This is a genomic window from Endozoicomonas sp. PH6C (assembly GCF_059322965.1).
In genome coordinates, this window is record NZ_CP185342.1 from 6389787 (window position 1) to 6410789 (window position 21003).

General features: G+C 48.4%; 22 protein-coding genes. 7 read left to right on the forward strand and 15 right to left on the reverse strand.

Translation table 11 applies throughout. The annotated features are described in order from the left end of the window. Positions 1-60: 60 nt before the first annotated feature. The 5 genes from ACOMG9_RS22470 to ACOMG9_RS22490 form a co-directional block, all read right to left on the reverse strand. On the reverse strand, positions 61-627 hold the full coding sequence (locus ACOMG9_RS22470; RefSeq protein WP_448218575.1) for a DnaB-like helicase C-terminal domain-containing protein: 567 nt from the start codon (positions 625-627) through the stop codon (positions 61-63). Between the two features lie 55 nt (positions 628-682). Further along, positions 683-1918 carry an RNA-binding domain-containing protein gene (locus ACOMG9_RS22475; protein ID WP_448218576.1) on the reverse strand — a complete coding sequence of 412 codons (1236 nt, stop codon included), beginning with the start codon at positions 1916-1918 and terminating at the stop codon, positions 683-685. A 108-nt stretch (positions 1919-2026) separates the two neighbouring features. Beyond that, on the reverse strand, positions 2027-3430 hold the full coding sequence (gene dnaB, locus ACOMG9_RS22480; RefSeq protein ID WP_317144729.1) for a replicative DNA helicase: 1404 nt from the start codon (positions 3428-3430) through the stop codon (positions 2027-2029). Positions 3431-3543: 113 nt separating this feature from the next. Further along, on the reverse strand, positions 3544-4758 hold the full coding sequence (locus ACOMG9_RS22485; protein WP_448218674.1) for an RNA-guided endonuclease InsQ/TnpB family protein: 1215 nt from the start codon (positions 4756-4758) through the stop codon (positions 3544-3546). After that, positions 4670-5116 carry an IS607 family transposase gene (locus ACOMG9_RS22490; RefSeq protein WP_448218675.1) on the reverse strand — a complete coding sequence of 149 codons (447 nt, stop codon included), beginning with the start codon at positions 5114-5116 and terminating at the stop codon, positions 4670-4672. The genes ACOMG9_RS22485 and ACOMG9_RS22490 overlap by 89 nt, the downstream gene beginning before the upstream one ends. Positions 5117-5624: 508 nt before the next feature. Here ACOMG9_RS22490 and tatA point away from each other — a divergent pair. The 4 genes from tatA (at position 5625) to ACOMG9_RS22510 (ending at position 8433) form a co-directional block, all read left to right on the forward strand. Next, positions 5625-5846: a twin-arginine translocase TatA/TatE family subunit gene (gene tatA / locus ACOMG9_RS22495; protein ID WP_422135677.1), complete on the forward strand. Its 222-nt coding sequence runs from the start codon at positions 5625-5627 to the stop codon at positions 5844-5846. 10 nt (positions 5847-5856) lie between these two features. After that, positions 5857-6150 carry a Sec-independent protein translocase protein TatB gene (gene tatB / locus ACOMG9_RS22500; RefSeq protein ID WP_422139151.1) on the forward strand — a complete coding sequence of 98 codons (294 nt, stop codon included), beginning with the start codon at positions 5857-5859 and terminating at the stop codon, positions 6148-6150. Positions 6151-6184: 34 nt separating this feature from the next. Continuing rightward, positions 6185-6931, forward strand: a complete 747-nt coding sequence (gene tatC, locus ACOMG9_RS22505; protein ID WP_422135679.1) for a twin-arginine translocase subunit TatC — start codon at positions 6185-6187, stop codon at positions 6929-6931. A 263-nt stretch (positions 6932-7194) separates the two neighbouring features. Beyond that, entirely contained in the window at positions 7195-8433 is a 1239-nt protein-coding gene (locus ACOMG9_RS22510) for an ATP-binding protein (protein ID WP_448218578.1), read from the forward strand. Between the two features lie 130 nt (positions 8434-8563). Here ACOMG9_RS22510 and ACOMG9_RS22515 read toward each other — a convergent pair whose 3' ends face one another. The 6 genes from ACOMG9_RS22515 to ACOMG9_RS22540 all read right to left on the reverse strand — a co-directional run bounded on the left by ACOMG9_RS22515 (position 8564) and on the right by ACOMG9_RS22540 (position 13268). Further along, complete coding sequence (locus tag ACOMG9_RS22515; protein ID WP_494529458.1) at positions 8564-10618, reverse strand: PhoX family protein; 2055 nt, start codon at positions 10616-10618, stop codon at positions 8564-8566. A gap of 228 nt (positions 10619-10846) precedes the next feature. Next, positions 10847-11293, reverse strand: a complete 447-nt coding sequence (gene rplI / locus ACOMG9_RS22520; RefSeq protein ID WP_317144724.1) for a 50S ribosomal protein L9 — start codon at positions 11291-11293, stop codon at positions 10847-10849. Between the two features lie 31 nt (positions 11294-11324). After that, entirely contained in the window at positions 11325-12197 is an 873-nt protein-coding gene (locus tag ACOMG9_RS22525) for a YybS family protein (protein ID WP_422139152.1), read from the reverse strand. A 36-nt stretch (positions 12198-12233) separates the two neighbouring features. After that, positions 12234-12458: a 30S ribosomal protein S18 gene (gene rpsR, locus ACOMG9_RS22530; RefSeq protein WP_034835335.1), complete on the reverse strand. Its 225-nt coding sequence runs from the start codon at positions 12456-12458 to the stop codon at positions 12234-12236. A 94-nt stretch (positions 12459-12552) separates the two neighbouring features. Next, positions 12553-12972, reverse strand: coding sequence for a 30S ribosomal protein S6 (gene rpsF, locus ACOMG9_RS22535; protein ID WP_422135683.1), 420 nt, complete (start codon positions 12970-12972; stop codon positions 12553-12555). A 149-nt stretch (positions 12973-13121) separates the two neighbouring features. Beyond that, positions 13122-13268: a hypothetical protein gene (locus ACOMG9_RS22540; protein ID WP_422135684.1), complete on the reverse strand. Its 147-nt coding sequence runs from the start codon at positions 13266-13268 to the stop codon at positions 13122-13124. A gap of 38 nt (positions 13269-13306) precedes the next feature. On the opposite strand from ACOMG9_RS22540, the gene tamA reads away from it, so the two are divergent. Together tamA and tamB are read left to right on the forward strand one after the other, a co-directional pair. Continuing rightward, on the forward strand, positions 13307-15040 hold the full coding sequence (gene tamA / locus ACOMG9_RS22545) for an autotransporter assembly complex protein TamA (RefSeq protein ID WP_448218580.1): 1734 nt from the start codon (positions 13307-13309) through the stop codon (positions 15038-15040). Continuing rightward, positions 15037-18327 carry an autotransporter assembly complex protein TamB gene (gene tamB, locus ACOMG9_RS22550; protein WP_448218581.1) on the forward strand — a complete coding sequence of 1097 codons (3291 nt, stop codon included), beginning with the start codon at positions 15037-15039 and terminating at the stop codon, positions 18325-18327. Before tamA ends, tamB begins: the two co-directional genes overlap by 4 nt. Here the strand turns inward: tamB and ACOMG9_RS22555 are convergent, their stop codons facing one another. From ACOMG9_RS22555 to ACOMG9_RS22565, 3 genes are read right to left on the reverse strand one after another with little or no spacing between them, the layout of a single operon-like run. After that, positions 18328-18621 carry a HigA family addiction module antitoxin gene (locus ACOMG9_RS22555; RefSeq protein ID WP_422135687.1) on the reverse strand — a complete coding sequence of 98 codons (294 nt, stop codon included), beginning with the start codon at positions 18619-18621 and terminating at the stop codon, positions 18328-18330. After that, complete coding sequence (locus tag ACOMG9_RS22560) at positions 18621-18956, reverse strand: type II toxin-antitoxin system RelE/ParE family toxin (RefSeq protein ID WP_448218582.1); 336 nt, start codon at positions 18954-18956, stop codon at positions 18621-18623. Before ACOMG9_RS22560 ends, ACOMG9_RS22555 begins: the two co-directional genes overlap by 1 nt. Beyond that, complete coding sequence (locus ACOMG9_RS22565; protein WP_448218876.1) at positions 18875-19819, reverse strand: D-2-hydroxyacid dehydrogenase; 945 nt, start codon at positions 19817-19819, stop codon at positions 18875-18877. Before ACOMG9_RS22565 ends, ACOMG9_RS22560 begins: the two co-directional genes overlap by 82 nt. Before the next feature lie 92 nt (positions 19820-19911). Here ACOMG9_RS22565 and ACOMG9_RS22570 point away from each other — a divergent pair, with 92 nt between their 5' ends. Then, complete coding sequence (locus ACOMG9_RS22570; protein ID WP_422135689.1) at positions 19912-20154, forward strand: DUF2789 family protein; 243 nt, start codon at positions 19912-19914, stop codon at positions 20152-20154. A gap of 13 nt (positions 20155-20167) precedes the next feature. On the opposite strand, the gene rlmB is transcribed toward ACOMG9_RS22570, so the two are convergent. Continuing rightward, positions 20168-20905 carry a 23S rRNA (guanosine(2251)-2'-O)-methyltransferase RlmB gene (gene rlmB, locus ACOMG9_RS22575; protein WP_448218875.1) on the reverse strand — a complete coding sequence of 246 codons (738 nt, stop codon included), beginning with the start codon at positions 20903-20905 and terminating at the stop codon, positions 20168-20170. Between the last annotated feature and the right edge of the window lie 98 nt (positions 20906-21003).

The window sequence follows — 21003 nt, forward strand, 5'->3', positions numbered from 1 at the left end:
TTTTCAATATCGACAGACCGGGTCCAGTCTCTGCACGCAAGAGCGTTAATAACTTCCTGCTTATTCATCATCAAAATTGACATAAGCATCGGGGGCAAGATTCTCAAACCGGGTGTACTGGCCAATAAAGGCCAATCTTACTGAACCGATAGGGCCGTTACGCTGCTTACCAATGATGATCTCACCAATACCCTTAAACTCGGTATCCGGGTTATAGACCTCGTCACGGTAGATAAACATGATGACGTCGGCATCCTGCTCAATCGCTCCGGATTCACGGAGGTCGGAGTTGACCGGACGCTTGTTGGGGCGTTGCTCCAGAGACCGGTTAAGCTGAGACAGCGCAATCACCGGTACGTTGAACTCCTTGGCGATGGCTTTCAGGGATCGGGAAATTTCCGAAATTTCGTTGGTACGACCTTCGCTGAAACCGGGAATCTGCATCAGCTGCAGATAGTCGATCATAATCATGGCCATGTCACCATGCTCACGAACCACACGACGGATACGGGAACGCATTTCTGAAGGACTGATGCCTGCGGTGTCATCAATAAAACAGCTGTGAGCCAGAGTCTTAATTTCGTGTTCAGAAAGCTTTTCCCTGCCAAAAACGGGCAGCGTCCTCAAATGAGCGCTTACTGCCCAACAATATGTCGCAGATTTTCCTTCCTCTTACTTTTTCCTACTTTTTCTTGTAGAAGGTTGTCTTGAGGTAGTCTTCCGTTAGTTCAAAGTGCGGCTCGTTCCCGTTATATTGTTTCAGGAGAGGTACGATTTTAGTTCGCACACCCATTCCCCTGGCATCGACATAGCCGTAATCCCTGAGAACCTCAACTACAATAGGATTTCTCGGAGAGCGCTGACCCGCCAACATTTTTTCGATGGTCATAGAATTCTGTAAAGTGCCGGGGCTGATTAATTCCAGACGGTCATTATAGATACCTATTTCAATATCGACAGACCGGGTCCAGTCCCTGTGCGCAAGAGCGTTAATAACCAGTTCCCTTACAGCTGCTTTAGGGTAGTACCAGCGCCTTTCCCTGCGAAAGTGACTGTCTATTTCTCCAGACTCTTCGCTGATATAGGGTTCAATCAGATCAACGAGCCTCTCAATAAGCCCAAAGTGCATCTCTGACAAACGACGCTCACCCGCTTCATCTTCTTTCCAGAGTCCAACCAATGGAAAATCCAATATCTTGTCAATCTTCGATTGATAGGTTTTATCTTCTCCATCAAACGCAACTACCCTGATTCCGGACTGCCTCAAATAACGTCTGGGGGAAGTACCAAACAATACCATACCCGCAACAGTACAAACTGGAGAGCTGATACCCTCAGCCATAAACCCTAATCCAATTAACCGATTAACCCATGAAGACTTATTCTGGGGAATATCAGGGTCTGCGAGAACATTTTTCAGATAATCAGACAGTCGTTCATGATCCAGAGAGTTATAGCTGGAGCCTGCTACAGGCAAAGCTTCGGTATGGAGCATTCCGCCGCTGGCAAACAATCTTGCCTGTTGCTCTCTTGTGGCTCTTCTGGATGTTGAACCAACCCGAATAAAGACATCTTCACGGCCTTTATGCCTTAACACATAGGGTTTTGATACCCCTTCCGTAAAGCTGACCACAGCAACACGGTTATCAGAATCAAGCTGAACTTCTTCGTAGTAAGGCAGTAACATGGGATGAACTTTATCTGCAATAGCGTTCATCACCCATTCTTCTAGTCTGTCTCGTGCTATACCGCTAATGGAGCCGTCATCTTCCACACCCAGTAGCAGCATACCTCCTTTGAGGTTAGCCATCGCTACTACTTCTTCAGCAAGCTGCTCAGGACGAATATCATCTCGCTTGAATTCAACGCCTGAGTTTTCGCCATTGGCAATAATTTCCAGTAGCTCTGATTTGCGCATATTCAATTAAATCCGTACTTTTTACGACGTTGATTAAAGGCAACCTTTCCTCCTTCGAGAATATCAGTCGCAAATTTCTGAACAGGTTCGACACCTATAACTTCCTGCTTATTCATCATCAAAGTTGACATAAGCATCGGGGGCAAGATTCTCAAACCGGGTGTACTGACCAATAAAGGCCAATCTTACTGAACCGATAGGGCCGTTACGCTGCTTACCAATGATGATCTCACCAATACCCTTAAACTCGGTATCCGGGTTATAGACCTCGTCACGGTAGATAAACATGATGACGTCGGCATCCTGCTCAATCGCTCCGGATTCACGGAGGTCGGAGTTGACCGGACGCTTGTTGGGGCGTTGCTCCAAAGACCGGTTAAGCTGAGACAGCGCAATCACCGGTACGTTAAACTCCTTGGCGATGGCTTTCAGGGATCGGGAAATTTCCGAAATTTCGTTGGTACGACCTTCGCTGAAACCGGGAATCTGCATCAGCTGCAGATAGTCAATCATAATCATGGCCATGTCACCATGTTCACGAACTACACGACGGATACGGGAACGCATTTCTGAAGGACTGATGCCTGCGGTGTCATCAATAAACAGTTTTTTGTCCTTGATTTTCTCCACCGCTGACACCAGCTTCGGCCAGTCGTCTTCTTCCAGCTTACCGGAACGCACTTTGCCCTGATTGATTCGGCCCAGAGAGGACAACATACGCATCATCAGCTGCTCAGAGGGCATTTCGAGGCTGAAGACCATGACGACTTTTTCGGTATTTAGCAGGGCGTTTTCGACCAGGTTCATCGCGAACGTCGTTTTTCCCATCGACGGCCTGGCAGCAACAATAATCATATCCGACGGCTGCATACCCGAGGTCATATTGTCCAGATCACTAAAGCCTGTGGTGATACCGGTGATGGCATCACCAGCGTTAAAAAGCTCATCAATTTTCTGAACCGTGTTGTCCAGGATTTCCCGAACACCCACCGGGCCACCGGTTTTGGGGCGCTCTTCAGCGATGTTGAAAACCAGTCGTTCAGCTTCATCCAGTACTGTCTGGCTGTCCCGACCTTCCGGATTGTAGGCGCTTTCAGCCATCTTCTGACTGGCATTGATCACCTTTCTGAAAACAGAACGCTCCTGAATGATGCCGGCGTAAGCCTCAATATTGGCAATACCGGCAACATTGGCCACCAGCTCGGTGATGTACACCATACCACCGGCCTGTTCCAGTTCGTCCTGATTCTCCAGGGTGGCGGCCAGTGTCAGGGGGTCAAAGGGAAGCGTCTCATTCGCCGATTTAGCCATCGACGAGAAAATAATTTTGTGACGGGGATGATAAAAGTCGTCAGCCGTGATCTTGTCGGCCACTTTATCCCAGGCTTCATTATCCAGCAGCAGGCCACCGAGCACAGACTGCTCCGCCTCAATGGAATGAGGAGGGGTCTTCAGGCTTACGGTTGCTTCATCAATGGGCAGTTCGCTTTCTTGGGGCAGTGCTTCCAGCATGATTCATGAATACCAAAATCGGAGCTTACAGAATACAGCAACTTGATGGGTGACTAAACTCTTGATTAAAACCGCAACGAGCGCAACGCTCGCTGTTATGGCTAAGGTTCAAGCTACCTTGTCAAACACTTAAGAAAGACATTTCTGGCACCGTTGATATCACGATCAACGGTGAAGCCCTCACCCTTAATAATTTTGGAAGAACCTAATTTTTCGTCAATGGTACCGTTCCATGATCGAGTCTTGGATGTATAGGCTTCGTTGCAATCAACCACATGCTTTCCATACTTTTTTGCGTACCACTTAAGCCGCTTTTTGAATGGGTAGTGATTGAGGTCAAGCATCTGGCGGCAGGTGTTACGGCGAATGGTGCGAACCTTCTTATCTTTGCGTGTGACCATACCTCTTGTCTCAAAGGTTGGCAAAAATACAACGTCGTACTTCGACACCAACTCGAACGCCAGCCGGTTATGCAGATCAAGAACAATGTCATCCTTTTTGCATTTCAGCCGGTCAATTTCCCTGTTGAAATGAATAATCCGATCTCTTGCCCACTGGGGCATATCGGGGAACTCAACGCCCTTCTGCGTGTTCAGGATTTTTTGCTTTTGACTGATCAAGCTGTCCACTTGCTTCATCAGTGGGAACAGCTTTGTTTTTGCAACGTTATTACCCGCTATCAACGCCTCTTTTTCGCTGTAGCAAGTGGCAAAGGTGCGAACTCCGGGGTCAACTCCAACGCATCTAACCTTCCCTTGGATTTCGGGATTTAGTTCAATATGTTGTTGAACCTGAATGAACCAGCGACCTTTGTCGTAGGTTATGACACAAGACTTGCCAATCGCTTCTGCTGGCACATCTTCTGTCAGGTGAATCTTGCCAAGAGCCTGTACGCAGGGATTTAATCCCTTTGGCAAACGGTCAATAGAGAATGAGTGCCTGCTACCTTTGCGGCTTTTGAAACTGATTTCTGCAAAGCCCTCTTTAGCTCCCTTGAGCTTCTTGTTGTGCTTGCAGACCGCTTTGAATGTAGCCGCTGCCGCCAGTGTTCCATTATCAGAAACAAGCGAGTTATAAGCCCTGCCACTTTCTTTTTGCTCTTGCTTCACTTGAGCTTTAATGGCAGGTCGCATGTTGATGAATTTTCCGCTGGCATCTTTATAGTCATCGTTGCGGAAACGCTCAACAGCAAGGTTGTACGACCTGCGATAGAGTATCAGGGCATCGTGATAGGCTTGCTCATTCTCTGGGTAAAACCTGATCTTTTTTGACGCTACTATCTTTGCGTCCTTTGCGTCTTTTAGCAGATCGCTTCCCGTAGTGGCTATTGCAGAATGAGGTAATGAAACCGATAAGCTCTTGGGTGTCGAATGACTCACTGGCGTTATCCGGGTCATCCAAAACCTCGATGTGTCCTCCCGATAATTCAACAAGCCATTTGATGAGTCCAAACCCTGATCGGGCAAGGCGATCTTTTGTGGGGCGATCTTTTGTGGCAACCACAATATGGGTTGGATTTCCGCACACCGGTGATTCCAGAATGGTTTGCAGTCCTTTTCGCTTAAAGTTGAAAGCACTGGCAATGTCGCTGATAAATTCTGCGTCAGGATGTTTTTGGAGTAAGATATGCTTTTGCGTGTCGATGCTGGATTTTTGCTTTCCAGAACTGACTCTTGCATAGCATATCTTCCTTTACTGGCTAATGAATATGCGGAAGTGACCACCACTGGTTTGCTTCACTTTTTCGTAGTGACCGCTTTCGATCTTGCGCCTTATAGTTTGGCTGGTTACGCCTTCAATCTTGGCGAGCTTTGTAGCTGAAACCCACAAGATAAATTCACTTTTTAATGACTTATCTTGTGTCTAGCAGCCTGTCGGACTTAAGACTGTCCTACTGCGGTTGCAATAAATTGGTCTAAAAATCCCTGTTTCTTCGTCAAATAGCTCGCTATTCTCCTCAGAAACAGAGATTTTTATCCTCAATTTCTTGCAATCCTCGCTACGGACGCTTAAGTCCGACAGGCTGCTAGCGTAATTGATTTTGCGATTGTTGCAATTTTATTTGACTGCTGAAGCATTCGATTTGATTGAGGGTGAATCCCAAGTGTCCAGAACAGTCAGGGACTTGTCATAATTTCTCCATAATGAAACGCTATAGTGACCATTTTCAAAGAATCATAAAGGAAGAATCACTATGGGCCTTGGCGGTATCAGTATCTGGCAACTGTTAATCGTACTTTTGATCCTTGTCATGCTGTTTGGCACCAAACGACTTAAGGGTCTTGGCAGTGACCTGGGTGGAGCGATCAAGGGCTTCAAGAAGAGCATCAGCGATGACTCAAGTTCAGCAGAAATCCCTGCGGGCAATAGCCAGGACACCGAAAAGAGCAGGGAACTGAGTCATAACAAAGCCTGAGGACTTCAGCGTGTTTGATATTGGCTTTGCCGAACTGCTGGTTATCTCAGTGCTCGCCCTGGTGATTCTGGGGCCTGAGCGCTTGCCTTACGCGATAAAAACCAGTCTGCAGTGGATCAACTATCTGCGCAGCAGCGCCAGCACTATAAGAGAAACGGTCAATAGAGAGCTAAAGGTCGATGAGATCAAGCAGGATCTTCAGCTGGAGGAGCTGAATCAACAGGTTCGATCTCTAAAACAGGAAGCAACCGTAGCTACTGAAAACCTCTCCAAACCATCCGATTCCAAAATAAAGGCAGCCTGAACACTGCCTCTATTTGATGCCTGCCGAGACATTTATGAAGACTGAAACCCCAACGGTTCAATCGGAACAACCCCTGATTCAGCATCTGCTTGAGTTACGTACTCGTGTGCTGAAAAGTATGGTGATTACCCTGCTGTTCTTTGTCGGGCTGTTTTACTTTTCCAATGACATTTACGAGCTGGTTTCCGAGCCTCTGCGCCTGCTAATGCCCGAAGGCACCAGTATGATAGCCACCGATGTAGCCTCCCCTTTCTTTGCTCCGTTTAAACTCAGTCTTGTGCTCTCCCTGTTTATGGCCATTCCCTTTATTCTCCATCAGGTCTGGGGATTTATTGCTCCCGGCCTGTACAAGAATGAAAAGCATCTGGCCATTCCATTACTCATAACCAGCGTCATACTCTTTTATACCGGTGTCGCTTTTGCCTATTTTGTGGTGTTCCCACTGATCTTTGGTTTCTTTACCACGACCGGGCCTGAAACGGTCACCATGATGACCGACATCAGCAGCTACCTGAACTTTATTCTTAAACTGTTTTTTGCCTTCGGGCTGGCCTTCGAAATCCCTGTCGCAACGCTGTTACTGATCTGGTCTGGCATGAGCACCGTTGAATCCCTCTCCAGGAAACGTCCTTATATCGTGGTGGGCTGTTTTGTGATCGGTATGCTTCTGACACCACCCGACGTTATCTCCCAGAGCCTGCTGGCTGGACCTATGTGGATGTTGTTTGAACTTGGACTTTTGTTTGCCAGGATGACGCCTTTTATGAAAAAGTCTTCTTGAGAACGACCCTGCGCCAAGGTCCGTATTTATCGGGAAAGCCTGGCAAGATTTAAAGCGATAGCAGGCCATTTTCGGCCTGCAAAAAGCCATATACTTAAGCTACCAAAAGACCGATATAACTACTTGTTTTTAATATATAAAAAAGTAGAAAAAGAAATAAACCGACATTTGGCCGGAAGCTAAATAGGCAATTAGACGCTTTATAAACCGTCAAATAGACGCTAGAGTAATAGACAATTAGCCGAAACTTGAAACACCTTCTGATGCCAAATTTCCCACGCTACTTACAACCAAAAATAGAAGAGGCCTTGCAGGATACTCCTGTAGTCTGCCTGCTCGGGGCTCGTCAGGTGGGCAAATCAACTCTTTGTCGGAAGCTTTACTCTGAGCGAGTTTACCTGACCTTTGATGATGCTTCTGTATTGCAAGCCGCCAAAGACGACCCAGCTGGATTTGTACAGAACCTGCCTGAATACGTGACATTGGATGAAGTCCAACGGGTTCCAGAGCTGCTCTTTGCCATCAAGGCTGAAGTTGATCGCAATCGCAAACCTGGCCGCTTTCTGCTGACAGGCTCAGCCAACTTGATGTTATTGCCCAGAGTCAAAGAATCGCTTGCTGGGCGTATTGAAATTTTGCATCTGCATCCACTGACAGAAGCGGAAAAAGAATCAACTCCTCCCGTCTTTTTACAACGACTCTTCACACAAGCCCTGTCTGCCTCTATCAAAGGTGAGCAAAAAGAAATTCATGGTATCGCTGAACGGGTTTGTCGGGGCGGCTTTCCTGAGCCCAACACCCGCACACCCCATCGTGCAGGACAATGGTTTAATCAGTATCTTCAGACCATTATTCAAAATGATATTCGGGATATTGCCAACATCCGTGACGAAGATGAAATGCTGAAGCTGGCTGAGCTGCTATCTCTTCGTACTGGCAATCTGCTCAATACCAGTAGTATCGCCACTGACCTGAAAATACGACGCGAGACCACCGATAAATACATCGGTATTCTGGAACACCTGTTTCTCTTCTACCGTTTGCCAGCATGGCATAATAATGCTGCCAAACGCCTGATAAAAGCACCTAAAATTCATATCGCAGACAGTGGGTTGGCAAGCAGGCTGAATCGACTGAAAGCTGAAGAATGGCAGCACTATTCGACCCCCTTCGGTCCCATTCTGGAGAGTTTTGTAATACAGCAGATAAGAGCTCTGACCGAATGGCTGGATGACCCTGTCCACCTCAGTTATTACCGGGATAAAGATCAGGTGGAGGTAGACCTGGTCATCGAACACAATCGTGATATCTACGGTATAGAAATTAAAAAAGCTATCAGTATTCAGGAAAAAGACGGAGAAGGCTTAAGGCGACTTGCTGACCAGGCCGACAAACACTTTAAAGGTGGCGTATTGATTTATTGTGGTAACAATGCACTGCCACTCAAGACAAAAAACTGCATGGCGGTGCCACTGGATTGGCTCTGGCGCAATGATATATAAGTACCTGATCAGCTGGTTTTGTTCCGCCACCAGCCAATGGAAAACGACATAACAAAATGTTTTTCACAAAAAAAAGCCGATGAGCATTCCAATCATCGGCTTTGTCAAATTGGCAGTCAGGTGACGGCTATTAAACCCCCACTTCACCACCACCGTCTTTCATAACAACCACCGTGGCAGAACGCGCCCTGTTCGCACCACTTTCATCCTTTGCATCGGTTGACCCGGCGGCAGGCCAGTTCGATGGATGCTGAATATTCAGGAAGAAGCTCTGGTGATCCGGTGTAAACGCCAGACCAGTCACCTCACAACCATTTGGCCCGACAAAGAAACGCTTCAGTTGCTCCTGGTTGTCGGCGTTAACGGCTAACAAGTCCTCAGTACTAGTACTGCTTAGCTCAGATGGAATAATGGCCAGCATCTGGTCATTGGTGTTTTCATTGACACCACCGTCTGTCTGAATCCACAACAAACCACGGTCATCAAAGGCCAGACCATCCGGGCTGCCAAATTCATTGGCTTCATTCAATCCAGAGAGATTCACCAGGGCACTTTCAGATGCAAAAGAGCCGAACAGGAAGAACTCCCAGGTAAACTGGCTTGGATCAGCCCCTTCATTCCAGCGAATAATATGGCCATACTCATTTCCTTCACGAGGGTTGGCCACGTTGGTGTCGGTATCAGAATTGCCGTCCTGGTTATCACGATCAGTGTTGTTTGTCAGTGTCACATAAACAGAGCCGGTTTTCGGATCTACCGCAGTCCATTCGGGGCGGTCCATGGGGGTAGCGCCTACCAGATCAGCTGCACCCGGCGTGTTCAGGATAATTTCAGCCTGAGTCGTGAATCCTGAGATATCACCTAACCTTCCACCGTCTTTAGTGGTGGCATCGGGAGTCAGGGGCAACCACACACCCTGACCTTCCTCATCAAAGCGAGCGGCATACAAAGTACCTTCATCCATGTACTTTGCACCGGTGGCGAGACGATCTTCAGAGTCAGCATCTGCCGCGTCCCAGAGCTCTTTGGAAACAAACTTGTAGATGTACTCAAACCGGCTGTCATGGCCAGAATAGAAAACAACGGGCTGACCTTCTTCCAGTTTGCCAAATGAGCAGTCTTCGTGACGGAAGCGACCCAGAGCCGTCCGTTTAATCGCTTTAGCCTGTGGATTATAGGGGTCTATTTCTACAATGTATCCGTGACCATTAGCTTCGTTACGGAAATCCTCAGTCTCATCTCCGGAGCCCGGAGTTACATCAAAACGGGCAAACTCGCCGGTTTCGTTTTCGTCAGAAGATAGAACAGTATCCCAATCATAACGGGTCCCCCTGGAACTGATACCCAGACGTAATTGTTCTTCAGTCCAGTTAGACGGGTCATCGGAACGGGTAAAATAGCCAGGCCAGTTTTCTTCACAGGTCAGATAAGTCCCCCAGGGAGTGTGACCATTACCACAGTTATTGTTGGTGCCCCGGGCAAGGGCTTTATTCCCTTTTTCATCCGTGTATTTGGTAATCAGCAGATCACTGTCTGCCACCGGCCCGGTCAGATCCATTTCAGAGCCTGCAGTGTAACGCTTGTTGTAGTTGCTGTTTTTAACCACATCCCAGACGCCATCAGTCAGTTTGATGTGAACCACTGAAACACCATGAGCGTTAATTTCTTTGCGAACTTCCTCAGCAGGACGTACACCATTATTGTCAGTTGCCCCATTCGGATGCAGTCGCGTCTGATCAATAAACTCATGGTTTATACACAACAGACCTTCAGTACTGCTGCCTTCAAGGGGGAAGAAATGCATCCCATCATGCATCATGCCAGTAGCATTCGCCTGATCGGTGGAACTGTTGGTGCCATCATCTTTCCACTCTGCCGCTAAATCATTCAGTGGCGTTCCCCACGGCGCCAGAACCTGAGCGGAGTAGCCAGCAGGTACAGACACAGCATCGGTCTTGGAGCCGGAAATAGAGTCAAAGCCAAGAGAGAGCTCTGATGAAAAAACATCGTCAGAGTCGTCATCGTTACAGCCCGTTAAACCAAAGCTGGCCAGTGCACTAAATGCTGCCAGCGCACCCCCACGTTTCAGAACACCGCGGCGGGAGAGTTCTTTTTCCAGCACTGCCGAGATCGGCCTGTTATCACTGGAGTTATACACCGTCGGATCAAAAGTATATTTGCTCATGTAATATCTACTCGTTCAAGCCAGCTTTATTTGTTGTGTAATATCCTCTAAAGCAGGCTCATTAAACGACACAAGAATTACAGTGAAATGTATTTAAGATGACAGATTTAAAACAATCTTTTGACTGAAATGACGGCGAATGAAGAGGCAGGACAAAAGGCACATAAAAAAATACCCGTGGACCTAAGCCCACGGGTATTTTTCTATCAGGCGTGGTTACAACCGAACTTATTCAGCTTCAACGAATACCTTGATAGTCGCTGCAACGTCGGTGTGCAGCTGGATGGCGATGTCGTATTCGCCAGTAGCGCGAATGGGACCTTCGCCCATGCGAATTTCGCTCTTGGCTACTTCAACGCCAGCACCAGTGATGGCTTCAGCCAGATCACGTGAGCCGATAGAACCGAACAGCTTGCCTTCGTCGCCCGCTTTGGCGGTCAGGGTCAGTTCGATTTCAGCCATTTCAGCTGCGCGCTTTTGGGCAGCAGCCAGCTTTTCGTTAGCAGCCTTTTCCAGCTCGGCGCGACGAGCTTCAAAAGCTTCAACATTTTCCTTGGTAGCAGGCACAGCCTTGCTGAAAGGAATCAGAAAGTTACGACCGTAACCGGCTTTAACGGTTACCTTGTCGCCCAGGTTGCCAAGGTTGGCAACTCTCTCAAGCAGGATAACGTCCATCGCTAGCCTCTTACCTTATACCTAGTGCCTGTCAGCCCTGAATCTGCTTACTCACGCGGTTGCGAAAATCAAACAGACTGTCAAGACAAGCAGTCAAAACAATAACCGGGTATGCCAGTTGCGTAAGGGTGATCAACAGCATATACAGTCCAATCAACCAGAAGCTGCCCCGTTGACGCAGTTTTACCAGCCCATGGACCAGCGCCAGACCTGCAATAAACAGTGGCAACGATGCGATGGGTACCAGGGCAGTCATCACAGGTGACAGTGCCGACCCCATCAAAGTGATGGTCAGTAGACCTACCCCGACAGCTGCGGGTAACCGCACCTTGCGGAATTCTTCACCGAATCCTCCGGGGTTATAGAGATCGGCCTGCCAGGAGCGCGCCAGCATCAAAGCCAGGACACAAAACAGTATGTGCACCCAGGCCAGAGCACCCGCTACGCCGTACTCCAGGACCTGTCTCAGACGTTCACCCGGTTGCAGAGCCTCTAGACTGCTACTGCCCTGGAGACTCTTTTTCAGAAACTCCATCACAGTGCCAGCCATGACGCTGATCATCTGCGGTGATATCTGGTACATGGCAAAAGCCACGAGGCCTCCCAGCGGCACAACAGCCAACAGGGTTTTCGGCCATGAGACAGTCTGGCGCAGGACGCAAGCCAGCAACGCTGTGGTTGCCAACCCGATCAATACGCTGTACTGACCAAAGGCGGCCCAGGCTATTCCGGGTAACAAAGCCCAAATCAGGACTTTCAGTCCGTGGTCAATGCCGCGACGCAGTATCACCAGAGATACAATAGCCGCACTCAACCAGAAAAGCATGGGAATACAGGCAAATATGACCGCCAGAAACAAGGAATGTTTCGGGCTTTTCATTGCCAGTTCCGCCAGTTTACGCATCAAGCAATACCTTCAGTTCCAGAGTTTGCCGACTGATCAGTGACGATCAGTATATGGCAGCAGTGCGATGTAACGCGCACGCTTGATAGCTGTCGCCAGCTGACGCTGATAACGGGCTTTGGTACCGGTGATACGGCTTGGTACAATCTTGCCAGTTTCAGAAACATAAGCTTTCAGGGTGTTCAGATCTTTGTAATCAATCTCTTTCACGCCCTCAGCGGTGAAACGGCAGAACTTTCTGCGGCGGAAAAAACGTGCCATTGCAACGTCTCCTTGAATTCAACAAATGGTGATGTTCTTAATCCTGCCAGCCTGGGCTGAAACAGCCTTGAGCTAAAGCAGTATCAAGGACGACTTACTCGGCAGCTTCTTCAGCAGCTTCCGGAGCTTCAGCAGCTTCTTCACGACGCTCTTCACGACGATCTTCACGACGATCGTCACGGCGTTCACGTTTCTCTTCAGCCTGCATCATGATGGATGGCTCGGAAACGGCCTCATCACGACGGATCACCATGTTACGGATAACTGCGTCGTTATAACGGAAGTTATCTGTCAGTTCGTCCAGGATCTCATTGCTGCACTCGATATTCATCAGAACGTAGTGAGCCTTGTGGATCTTGTTGATTGGATAAGCCAGCTGACGACGGCCCCAATCTTCAAGACGGTGTACCTGACCGCCGTTTTCGCTGATAGCGCGTGTATAACGCTCTATCATGCCTGGTACTTGCTCGCTCTGGTCAGGATGTACCAGAAAAACAATCTCGTAATGACGCATTATTTGCTCCTTACGGGTTAAACAGCCTCCCACACTGAGTGAAACACAGGTTCCATTCACAGAGCAGTAAGGCAAGGAGATGGATCGGAGATGACAGTCACCTGAAAGATGCCTGCACACCACGCCCAGCTTACAAAGAGCGGAGGATTTTAGAGAAGTGTGACCATGGTTGCAAGAATTATAAACCGATGGCGGCCGACGTTAAAACGCATGAGAATCCGGGAATCTACTGCCTGACGCTGCTTTTTATTGAGATAGATCGACAGACCTTCTACGATATCGGTCAGTCCCGCCACTTTCTCTCAACAACTTTACTCTCAACAAATGGTCGCCAGTGGGTAAACTGAATAAATTTCTATCGATTATCGTACTTTTGCTTTCAGCCCTTCCTTCTGTTTGCCAGGCCCGATCCCATCTGACCTATGAGATTAAGGGTCTGGAAGACGGGCTGAAGCGGAATGCCGAACGCTTTCTGCAAACTTTGCCTGCTATTGAGCCCGGAGAATTGCCTGGCTATCAAAGCAGTATTCTTGAGGCCGTTCAGAAATCTCTGCAAGCCCTGGGCTATTTCAACCCAACCATTTCCATGAAGATGGATGGCAAAGATACTGACCAGCTCAAGATTCATGTTGATCCGGGACAACCCGTACTTATCCGCACCATCAAAATAGAACTGAAAGGAGAGGCCCGAAAAAACCGGTCGTTCAAGAGGATCGTCAAACGCTCCCCCCTTAAAAAAGGTACTGTCTTCAATAGCGGAGAATATGAAGAACTTAAAACGGAGCTTAACACCCAGGCCCAGTCTCTCGGTTTTTTCGACGCTCAGATGCAAACCCACAGAGTCAAAGTTTATCCACAAGAAAATGCGGCGGATGTCGAACTGGTTTTTGACTCTGGCAGGCGTTACCGCTTTGGGAACATTGTTTATAGAGAAATCCCTGAAAATACCCAAGCCCTGATCGAGAAAATGTTGACCTTCAAGCCCGGCTCAAACTATCAATCGGTTCAGCTGGGCAACCTGAACAAAGAGCTGGCCTCAACAGGCTATTTCCAGCAAATCGATATCCTCCCCATGCGGGATAAAACCGAAGACTACCATGTCCCTGTTTATATCGGTGTCATTCCCAAGAGGTATCATGAGATTGAAACCGGTGTCGGTTATTCTACTGACGAAGGCCCCAGGCTTTCTTTGACCTGGGATATCCCCATGATCAATGACAAAGGGCACAGCCTGACCAATGAGGCTCTGCTCTCAGCCCCAAGAGCCGAACTGACTTCCAGCTATAAAATCCCCTACGGCAACCCATTAACTGAATTCTATGACCTTCAGGTGGGTTATCAATATAAGCGACAGGAAGACACCATCAGTAACCTTGGATCGACGTCCATCCATAAATGGAAAAAAAACCCACATGGCTGGGACCGAGACCTGTTTTTAAGAATTCAATACGAAAGCTACAAACAGGGCCTTCAGAGTGGCGAAAGCTTTCTGGTCATCCCGGGCATTTCCATGACCCGACGCCACGCCAGAGGCGGGAAGCTCGACCCCCGGAGCGGCTACCTGATCATGTCCACGGCAGAATTTTCGGATAAGCTCTTTGCCTCTGATCAGAACTTTGTGAAGCTATGGGGCCGTACTAAAGGTTTAACAACACTGGCAGAAAAACACCGTTTCATTGGTAGAATTGAACAAGGTGCTATCTGGATAAACGACGTCAGCAAAATACCCCCTTCTATTCGTTTCTTCACTGGAGGTGACCAGACGGTAAGAGGCTATGACTATGAAAGCATTGCCCCCAAAGACGACAACGATAAATTGACGGGGGCAAAATATATGACTGCGCTCGGTGTGGAATACAATTACCAGTTTCTGGAACACTGGCGAGCCGCTGTTTTTGTTGACTACGGGACTGCCACCAATGACTACAGGGACGACTGGAAAACCGGAGTCGGCTTCGGCATCCGCTGGATAACCCCACTGGGCGCGCTGAGATTGGATCTGGCCTTCGCTGTCAGTGAACCTGGCACCCCTTATAGACTGCACTTTTCTATGGGGCCAGAAATATGAAGACGGCTCTGGGTATCTTAACCTCTCTTGTCACTCTCCTCTGCCTGATGCTGTTTTTGCTGCTGACTCATACCGGCAACCTCTGGCTGTGGAACCTGGCTCGCTCACAATTACCTGAACTTCACGGTGAATTGGTTCAGGGATCAATTTCCAACGGCCTTGTCTTCCAGAATCCAGGCTGGGTGGATCAGGATATGGCGTTCACAGCTAACCGACTCTCTTTGCAGTGGCAACCACAAATGCTGCTCGAAGGAAGACTGGTCATTGATGAACTGGGACTGGAAAATCTTTTAATTAAACTACCAGCGCCTGATAAAGCACAAACACCTGCCAGCGACGGACTGATATTGCCAGAGATAGAGCTACCTCTGCCCATCACTGTCAAAAAGCTGACTCTGGATAAAGGCACTTATGAACAGGGTGAGATTAAGGAAGAAGTCAGTAATATACTTTTGTCGTCTGATGCCCGGCAATCGCAAATCAATATCCAAGAGTTCAAGGTTGAACATGCTTTGGGCAAAGCCAGCCTGCACGGGAAAATAACACTGAGCGGCGATTATCCACTGTCAGCAACCGTTGAAATTCAACCAGCCTCCTTCGATAAAAAGCTCCAACCAGAAAATCTGAAGGCCAGCCTTCAAGGTTCTCTGGCCGACTATCAACTGGATGCCAGCGCCACGGCCAAATCCAATGTCCTGGCCACTTCCGGGACTCATAAAGAAATCCGGGTAAAGGTCTTACTCCAGGCACGGGGAGACCTTGAGCATATTGCGATCCATCGTCTCAATCTCTCAACCCCTGAAGGTGATGCAGATCTTTCAGGCCGACTGAACTGGACAAAGGGGATTGCCTGGAATGGGAAGGTGAATCTCAACAGTCTGAACACAGCCAGCCTCTTACCTCAGTATCCTGCGAGACTGGATGGCGTTATGAAAAGCCGTTTTAATCTGGACGGTAAAATCTGGCACCTGGTGATTTCTGAAATGGATATCACCGGAGAACTCAGGGACAAACCCGTCTCGCTCTCCGGCACACTGGACATCAATCATCTTTTTAACTGGAAGGTAGATCACCTCAATGCCAAAGTCGGTGAAAACCAGTTAAACGCTCATGGTCTTATTGATAAACAATGGGACATAGAAGCAGAACTCAATGCTTCAAAACTGGCAGAACTTTATCCCGGCCTTAAGGGTGAGGTGAAAGGTTTAATCCATGTATCCGGGAGCAAAAAGCAACCCAGATTGAACTTTCAACTGGACAGCTCTTCAGTTCGTTATCTGGACACAGTCGTCAAAGACCTCTCGGCAAAAGGTCAAATTGTAAAGAAAGAACAGATTCTGGGGCAGGCTCGCATCAGCATAGAGGCACTGAAACAGGGCACACACACGCTTAACCAGATCTTGCTTGAAGCCAGAGGCAATGAAAAACAACATCAGGTTCGGCTCTCAACCCAGGGTAAAGAGCTCAAGAGCATCATCACCCTGGCTGGCAGCTACCACAACGAACAATGGCAGGGACAGCTCACCCGCAGTGACCTGAACACAGAATTCGGAGATTGGTCACTGAAAAAGCCTGTTGATATCAAAGCCTCGGCAGCCAGCGCTTCATTCTCTGAATTCTGTCTGGAATCATCCCCTTCCAGTATTTGTGCTCAATCCAGCCACTTGGGCAAAGATTCAGGACTTCTCTCCTTTCACATTGAGCAACTCGCACCTGAAAGATTCAAAGCCTTTTTTCCCACCGATTTTGGCTGGCAGGCGATGCTTAACTCAAAAGGGGAAGCAAGCTGGCAGGATAACCAGCCGAAACTGTCGTTAAAGCTTTCTTCAAGCCCCGGAAAACTTCAGGCTTATGATCTGTCCGGCGATTACAGCCAGCTCAACATGGAAGCCAGAATCGTCAACAATCAGTTGCAAAGCTCCCTAAACTTCCTCTCAGACACGTTGGGACGCAGCCACCTGACCATAGCCGTCAATGATCTGAAAAACCGGAAAACCCTCAGTGGCCAGCTGAATATTGAGCAATTATTGCTGGAAATATTTGCGCCTTTCTTGCCTGAAGTTAGCGATTTGAAAGGTACTTTTTCTGCCCGGGGCCGACTGGAAGGCTCTCTTGCCAAACCTCTTTTTTATGGCCGACTGGCCATTGAAAATGGTTATGCCAATACCACACGAGACATTGTCAGCGTTTCTGAACTTAATACTTACCTCAATGTGAACGGTGACTCAGGCACAGTAGAAGGCAAAATGCAGGTAGGTAAGGGCTCACTGGATCTGGGAGGTCAGCTAAGCTGGAAAGATTTTCGGCAGCCTGCCGGTATCATCACCCTGAAAGGGCAAAACCTGGATGTTAAATACCCTGGCATGGGGGAGATCAAAGTTTCTCCCGACCTTAAGCTGACACTGTCTGAAAAGATAACACTGACGGGTATTATCCGAATTCCCTGGAGTCGCATTACCATCAACAGTCTTCCGGAGAGTGCAGTTTCAGTCTCAGATGATGTAGTAATAGTGCAGGAAGGACAAACTTCTGAGCTCCACGAACAGGCCTTACAGCTGTTTTCGATGAAGGTACGAGTCATACTGGGAGACGATATCCGGCTCAATGCTTTCGGTCTCAAAGCCAGACTGGCAGGGCATCTGGATCTTCTACAGCTTCCTGACAAACCCCTGGAAGGAAGCGGCACCATTAATTTAATTGAAGGTCGTTACCACCAGCTGGGCCAGGATTTACTGATCAAGGAAGGAAAAATCATTTTTCAGGGGCCTATCGATTCCCCCTATCTATTGGTCAATGCCATTCGAAATCCGGAAACCATCGAAGATAATGTTGAGGTCGGCATCAAGGTCAGTGGCTCTGTAAAAAAACCTGAGTGGACCGTTTATTCCAGCCCGGAAATGCCGCAACAGGAGCAGCTCTCCTATCTGCTGCGAGGCCGGGGTCTGGAAGGAGATGACAGTTCCGGTGTCCAGGCGATGCTGGTAGGGCTTGGTGTTTCCCGATTTGGTGGTATCGCCACATCGCTTGGTGAATCCTTTGGTTTCAGCGATGTCTCTCTGGATACTGAAGGCAGTGGCGATGATACCCGAATCACCATTGGTGGCTACATAGCCCCCGGTCTCCGCCTGCAATACGGTGCAGGGGTTTTTGACTCAGTCAGCGAAGTGAAAGTTCGCTATGAACTCATGCCCAGACTCTATCTTCAGGTCGTCAGTGGTCTGGCTCAGGCTGTGGATATTTTCTATCGCTTTACCTATACCCCTGATTCCAAAAAAGGGCCTGAGTGATCACGCAAAAGAAAATTTGAAAGGCTTCAGAGTATTGAGCTTTACTGACTGCTCTGATTGCCAGATGTCGTAGTTGTTCTGCATAACCAGCCAGCTTTCCGTAGTTCTGCCAATAACCATGGAAAGTCTTCTGGCCATCTCAGTGGATATAGCGCTTTTTCCCTGCAAAATCCTGTTCAAAGTTGAGGGTGAGACCTCCAGAGCCTCAGACAGTTGCCTGCAGCTAACTTTGGCTGGTTCCATGTAGGTTTGCTTTATAAACTCTCCCGGGTGGAGTGGATCGTGCATTCTCATCAGTGATAATCCTCGTAGTTCAATATGTATGCATTGCCATCAGTAAATTCGAATGTGATGCGCCAGTTTTTTTTAACTGTTATTGACCATACTCCTTTGCTGTCTCCTACCAGTGGATGAAGGCCGTAGCCCGGAAGGTCAATATCATCAATTACGTTTGCAGTGTCGATGGCTTGTAGCTGAGCCTTGACTCTTCTCGCGTGCATGGTCTGGATACCCGATGGCTTTCCAGTTTCGTAAAGGAAACTGACTCCTACTCCTGAAGAAAACGTATATAGTGCTCTGCCGCAAAATTGACCAGACGTTGTCTCGACTCGAGACTTCCCCAGGCGCAATGGGGAGTGACCATCAAATTTGGCAGAGACGTGCTGAGCAGGATATTTCCGTGTCTGGGGGGCTCCTCTGTCAACACATCAAACCCGGCGCCTCCCAGTCGTCCTGCTTCCAGTGCCGAAACCAGAGCACTCTCGTCTACCAGCCCGCCTCTGGCGGTGTTGATCAGAATAGCCCCGGATTTCATCAGTGACAGTCTTCTCTGATCCATCAGGTTGGCAGTGCTTTCGCTCAAAGGACAATGCAAACTGACGACATCTGACTGTTTCAATCCTTCGTCTAACTCCAACCTGTCTTCAGAGGTTGTCGGCGAACCTGGCACTTTAGCCTTCAACACATTCATACCGAAAGCTTCTGCCAGCCTGGCAGTGGCCTTACCCAAGTCACCATAACCGACAATGAGCAGTGTTTTACCCTCCAGTTCCATGATCGGATGATTCAGTAGACAGAATCTGTCGCTTTTTTCCCAGCTGCCGTTGGTAGCATCTTGGGTGTAAGCAGGAACAGAGCCCGCCAGAGACAGAATCAAAGCCATGGTATGTTGGGCAACAGATGCGGTGCTGTAACTTTCTACGTTCTGGACTTTAATTCCTCGCAGATCACACGCAGCAAGATCAATATTATTTGTTCCCGTTGCCATTACTCCGATATATCGAAGGTTGGGGAGTGAAGAGAGTGTCGACTCATCAATCACCACTTTATTGGTGAAAATCGCTACCGCATCACGACAACGTTCAACTATATCTTCTGGTTGACTCTGATCGTATATTTCCAGCGGTAATGAAAGCTGTTGAAACGCTTCCAGTGATACGCCGTCACCCAGAGTAACCCGATCCAATAAAACGACATTCTTTTTTGTACTCACATTTTTTACCTTTGGAATTCGGTTTTATCTTTTCAAAAGACAGTGGCCTGCTATCATGACGTTACGAAAACAGATTCCATCAGGAGGTCTCAATGGAACCTGCTCATCACACCATGAACGATTTGTTTGATCAGCTTGGATTGCCCAGCAGCGACCAAGAAATCAATGCCTTCATCGAAGAGCATAAAAAAATGCCCCATCGGGTAAAAATTGAGCATGCCGACTTCTTTTCAGACAGCCAGCAGGCTTTTATTCAACAGGCATACAATGAAGACGCTGACTGGGTTGTAGTCATTGAACATCTGGACGCTCTGTTGAGAGAAAAACCATCCTGAGAATTTCGGAGTTCTATGACTGTCTTTGGCGAACCGCCTCAAACAGGCAGACACCTGTCGCTACAGAAACATTCAAACTGCTGACTGACCCTGTCATGGGGATAAAGATTAAAGAATCACACTTGTCACGGGTCAGTCTTCTCATTCCCTTACCCTCAGCACCCATCACCAGGGTCAGGGGCCCCTTGAGGTCTGTCTTGTAAAGATCACAAGCGCTTTCACCGGCGGTGCCAATCATCCAGATGCCACGATCTTTCAGCCAATCCATGGTTCTGGAAAGATTGGTCACCTGTACCAGCGGGACATTCTCTGCTGCGCCACAGGCCACTTTTCGAGCCGTCGCATTCAGGGTGGCAGATTTGTCTTTGGGCGTAATCATGGCGTGAACACCGGCGGCATCAGCGGTTCTTAGACAGGCACCCAGGTTATGAGGATCGGTCACGCCATCCAGTATCAAGAGGAAAGGCGGCTCATCCAGCGTGTTCAGAAGATCTTCCAGATCGCCCTCCCGGTAAACTTTCGCCTGCGCAACACGGGCCAATATACCCTGGTGCACCCCTTCAACTTTCGAGTCCAATCGGGCGCGCTCGACAAAACGCACCGTCACGCCCTGGTTGCGGGCTTCCTCCACCAGCGCATTAATGCGCTTATCAGTGCGACCTTTCTGGATCAAAAGTTCCAAAACTTTTTCAGGAGAATGCTCAAACAGGCTCTGCACAGCGTGCAGGCCAAAAACAACATCATCACTCATTACGGGAATTCGCATGCAGGGTTGGAATCAGGATTGGAATGCATATTAGCAGAGCCGAAGGCTTCAGTGGAATGGATACCGTTCTTCACGCTTGAATA

What these genes read in the sequence shown, in the direction of transcription:
- ACOMG9_RS22555 (WP_422135687.1), bottom strand. Translation starts at nt 18,621, where the DNA reads ATGAGAATGCACGATCCACTCCACCCGGGAGAGTTTATAAAGCAAACC.
- rpsR (WP_034835335.1), bottom strand. Translation starts at nt 12,458, where the DNA reads ATGGCACGTTTTTTCCGCCGCAGAAAGTTCTGCCGTTTCACCGCTGAG.
- ACOMG9_RS22510 (WP_448218578.1), top strand. Translation starts at nt 7,195, where the DNA reads ATGCCAAATTTCCCACGCTACTTACAACCAAAAATAGAAGAGGCCTTG.
- rplI (WP_317144724.1), bottom strand. Translation starts at nt 11,293, where the DNA reads ATGGACGTTATCCTGCTTGAGAGAGTTGCCAACCTTGGCAACCTGGGC.
- rpsF (WP_422135683.1), bottom strand. Translation starts at nt 12,972, where the DNA reads ATGCGTCATTACGAGATTGTTTTTCTGGTACATCCTGACCAGAGCGAG.
- tamB (WP_448218581.1), top strand. Translation starts at nt 15,037, where the DNA reads ATGAAGACGGCTCTGGGTATCTTAACCTCTCTTGTCACTCTCCTCTGC.
- rlmB (WP_448218875.1), bottom strand. Translation starts at nt 20,905, where the DNA reads ATGAGTGATGATGTTGTTTTTGGCCTGCACGCTGTGCAGAGCCTGTTT.
- dnaB (WP_317144729.1), bottom strand. Translation starts at nt 3,430, where the DNA reads ATGCTGGAAGCACTGCCCCAAGAAAGCGAACTGCCCATTGATGAAGCA.
- tatA (WP_422135677.1), top strand. Translation starts at nt 5,625, where the DNA reads ATGGGCCTTGGCGGTATCAGTATCTGGCAACTGTTAATCGTACTTTTG.
- ACOMG9_RS22475 (WP_448218576.1), bottom strand. Translation starts at nt 1,918, where the DNA reads ATGCGCAAATCAGAGCTACTGGAAATTATTGCCAATGGCGAAAACTCA.
- ACOMG9_RS22515 (WP_494529458.1), bottom strand. Translation starts at nt 10,618, where the DNA reads ATGAGCAAATATACTTTTGATCCGACGGTGTATAACTCCAGTGATAAC.
- ACOMG9_RS22525 (WP_422139152.1), bottom strand. Translation starts at nt 12,197, where the DNA reads ATGCGTAAACTGGCGGAACTGGCAATGAAAAGCCCGAAACATTCCTTG.
- ACOMG9_RS22570 (WP_422135689.1), top strand. Translation starts at nt 19,912, where the DNA reads ATGGAACCTGCTCATCACACCATGAACGATTTGTTTGATCAGCTTGGA.
- tatC (WP_422135679.1), top strand. Translation starts at nt 6,185, where the DNA reads ATGAAGACTGAAACCCCAACGGTTCAATCGGAACAACCCCTGATTCAG.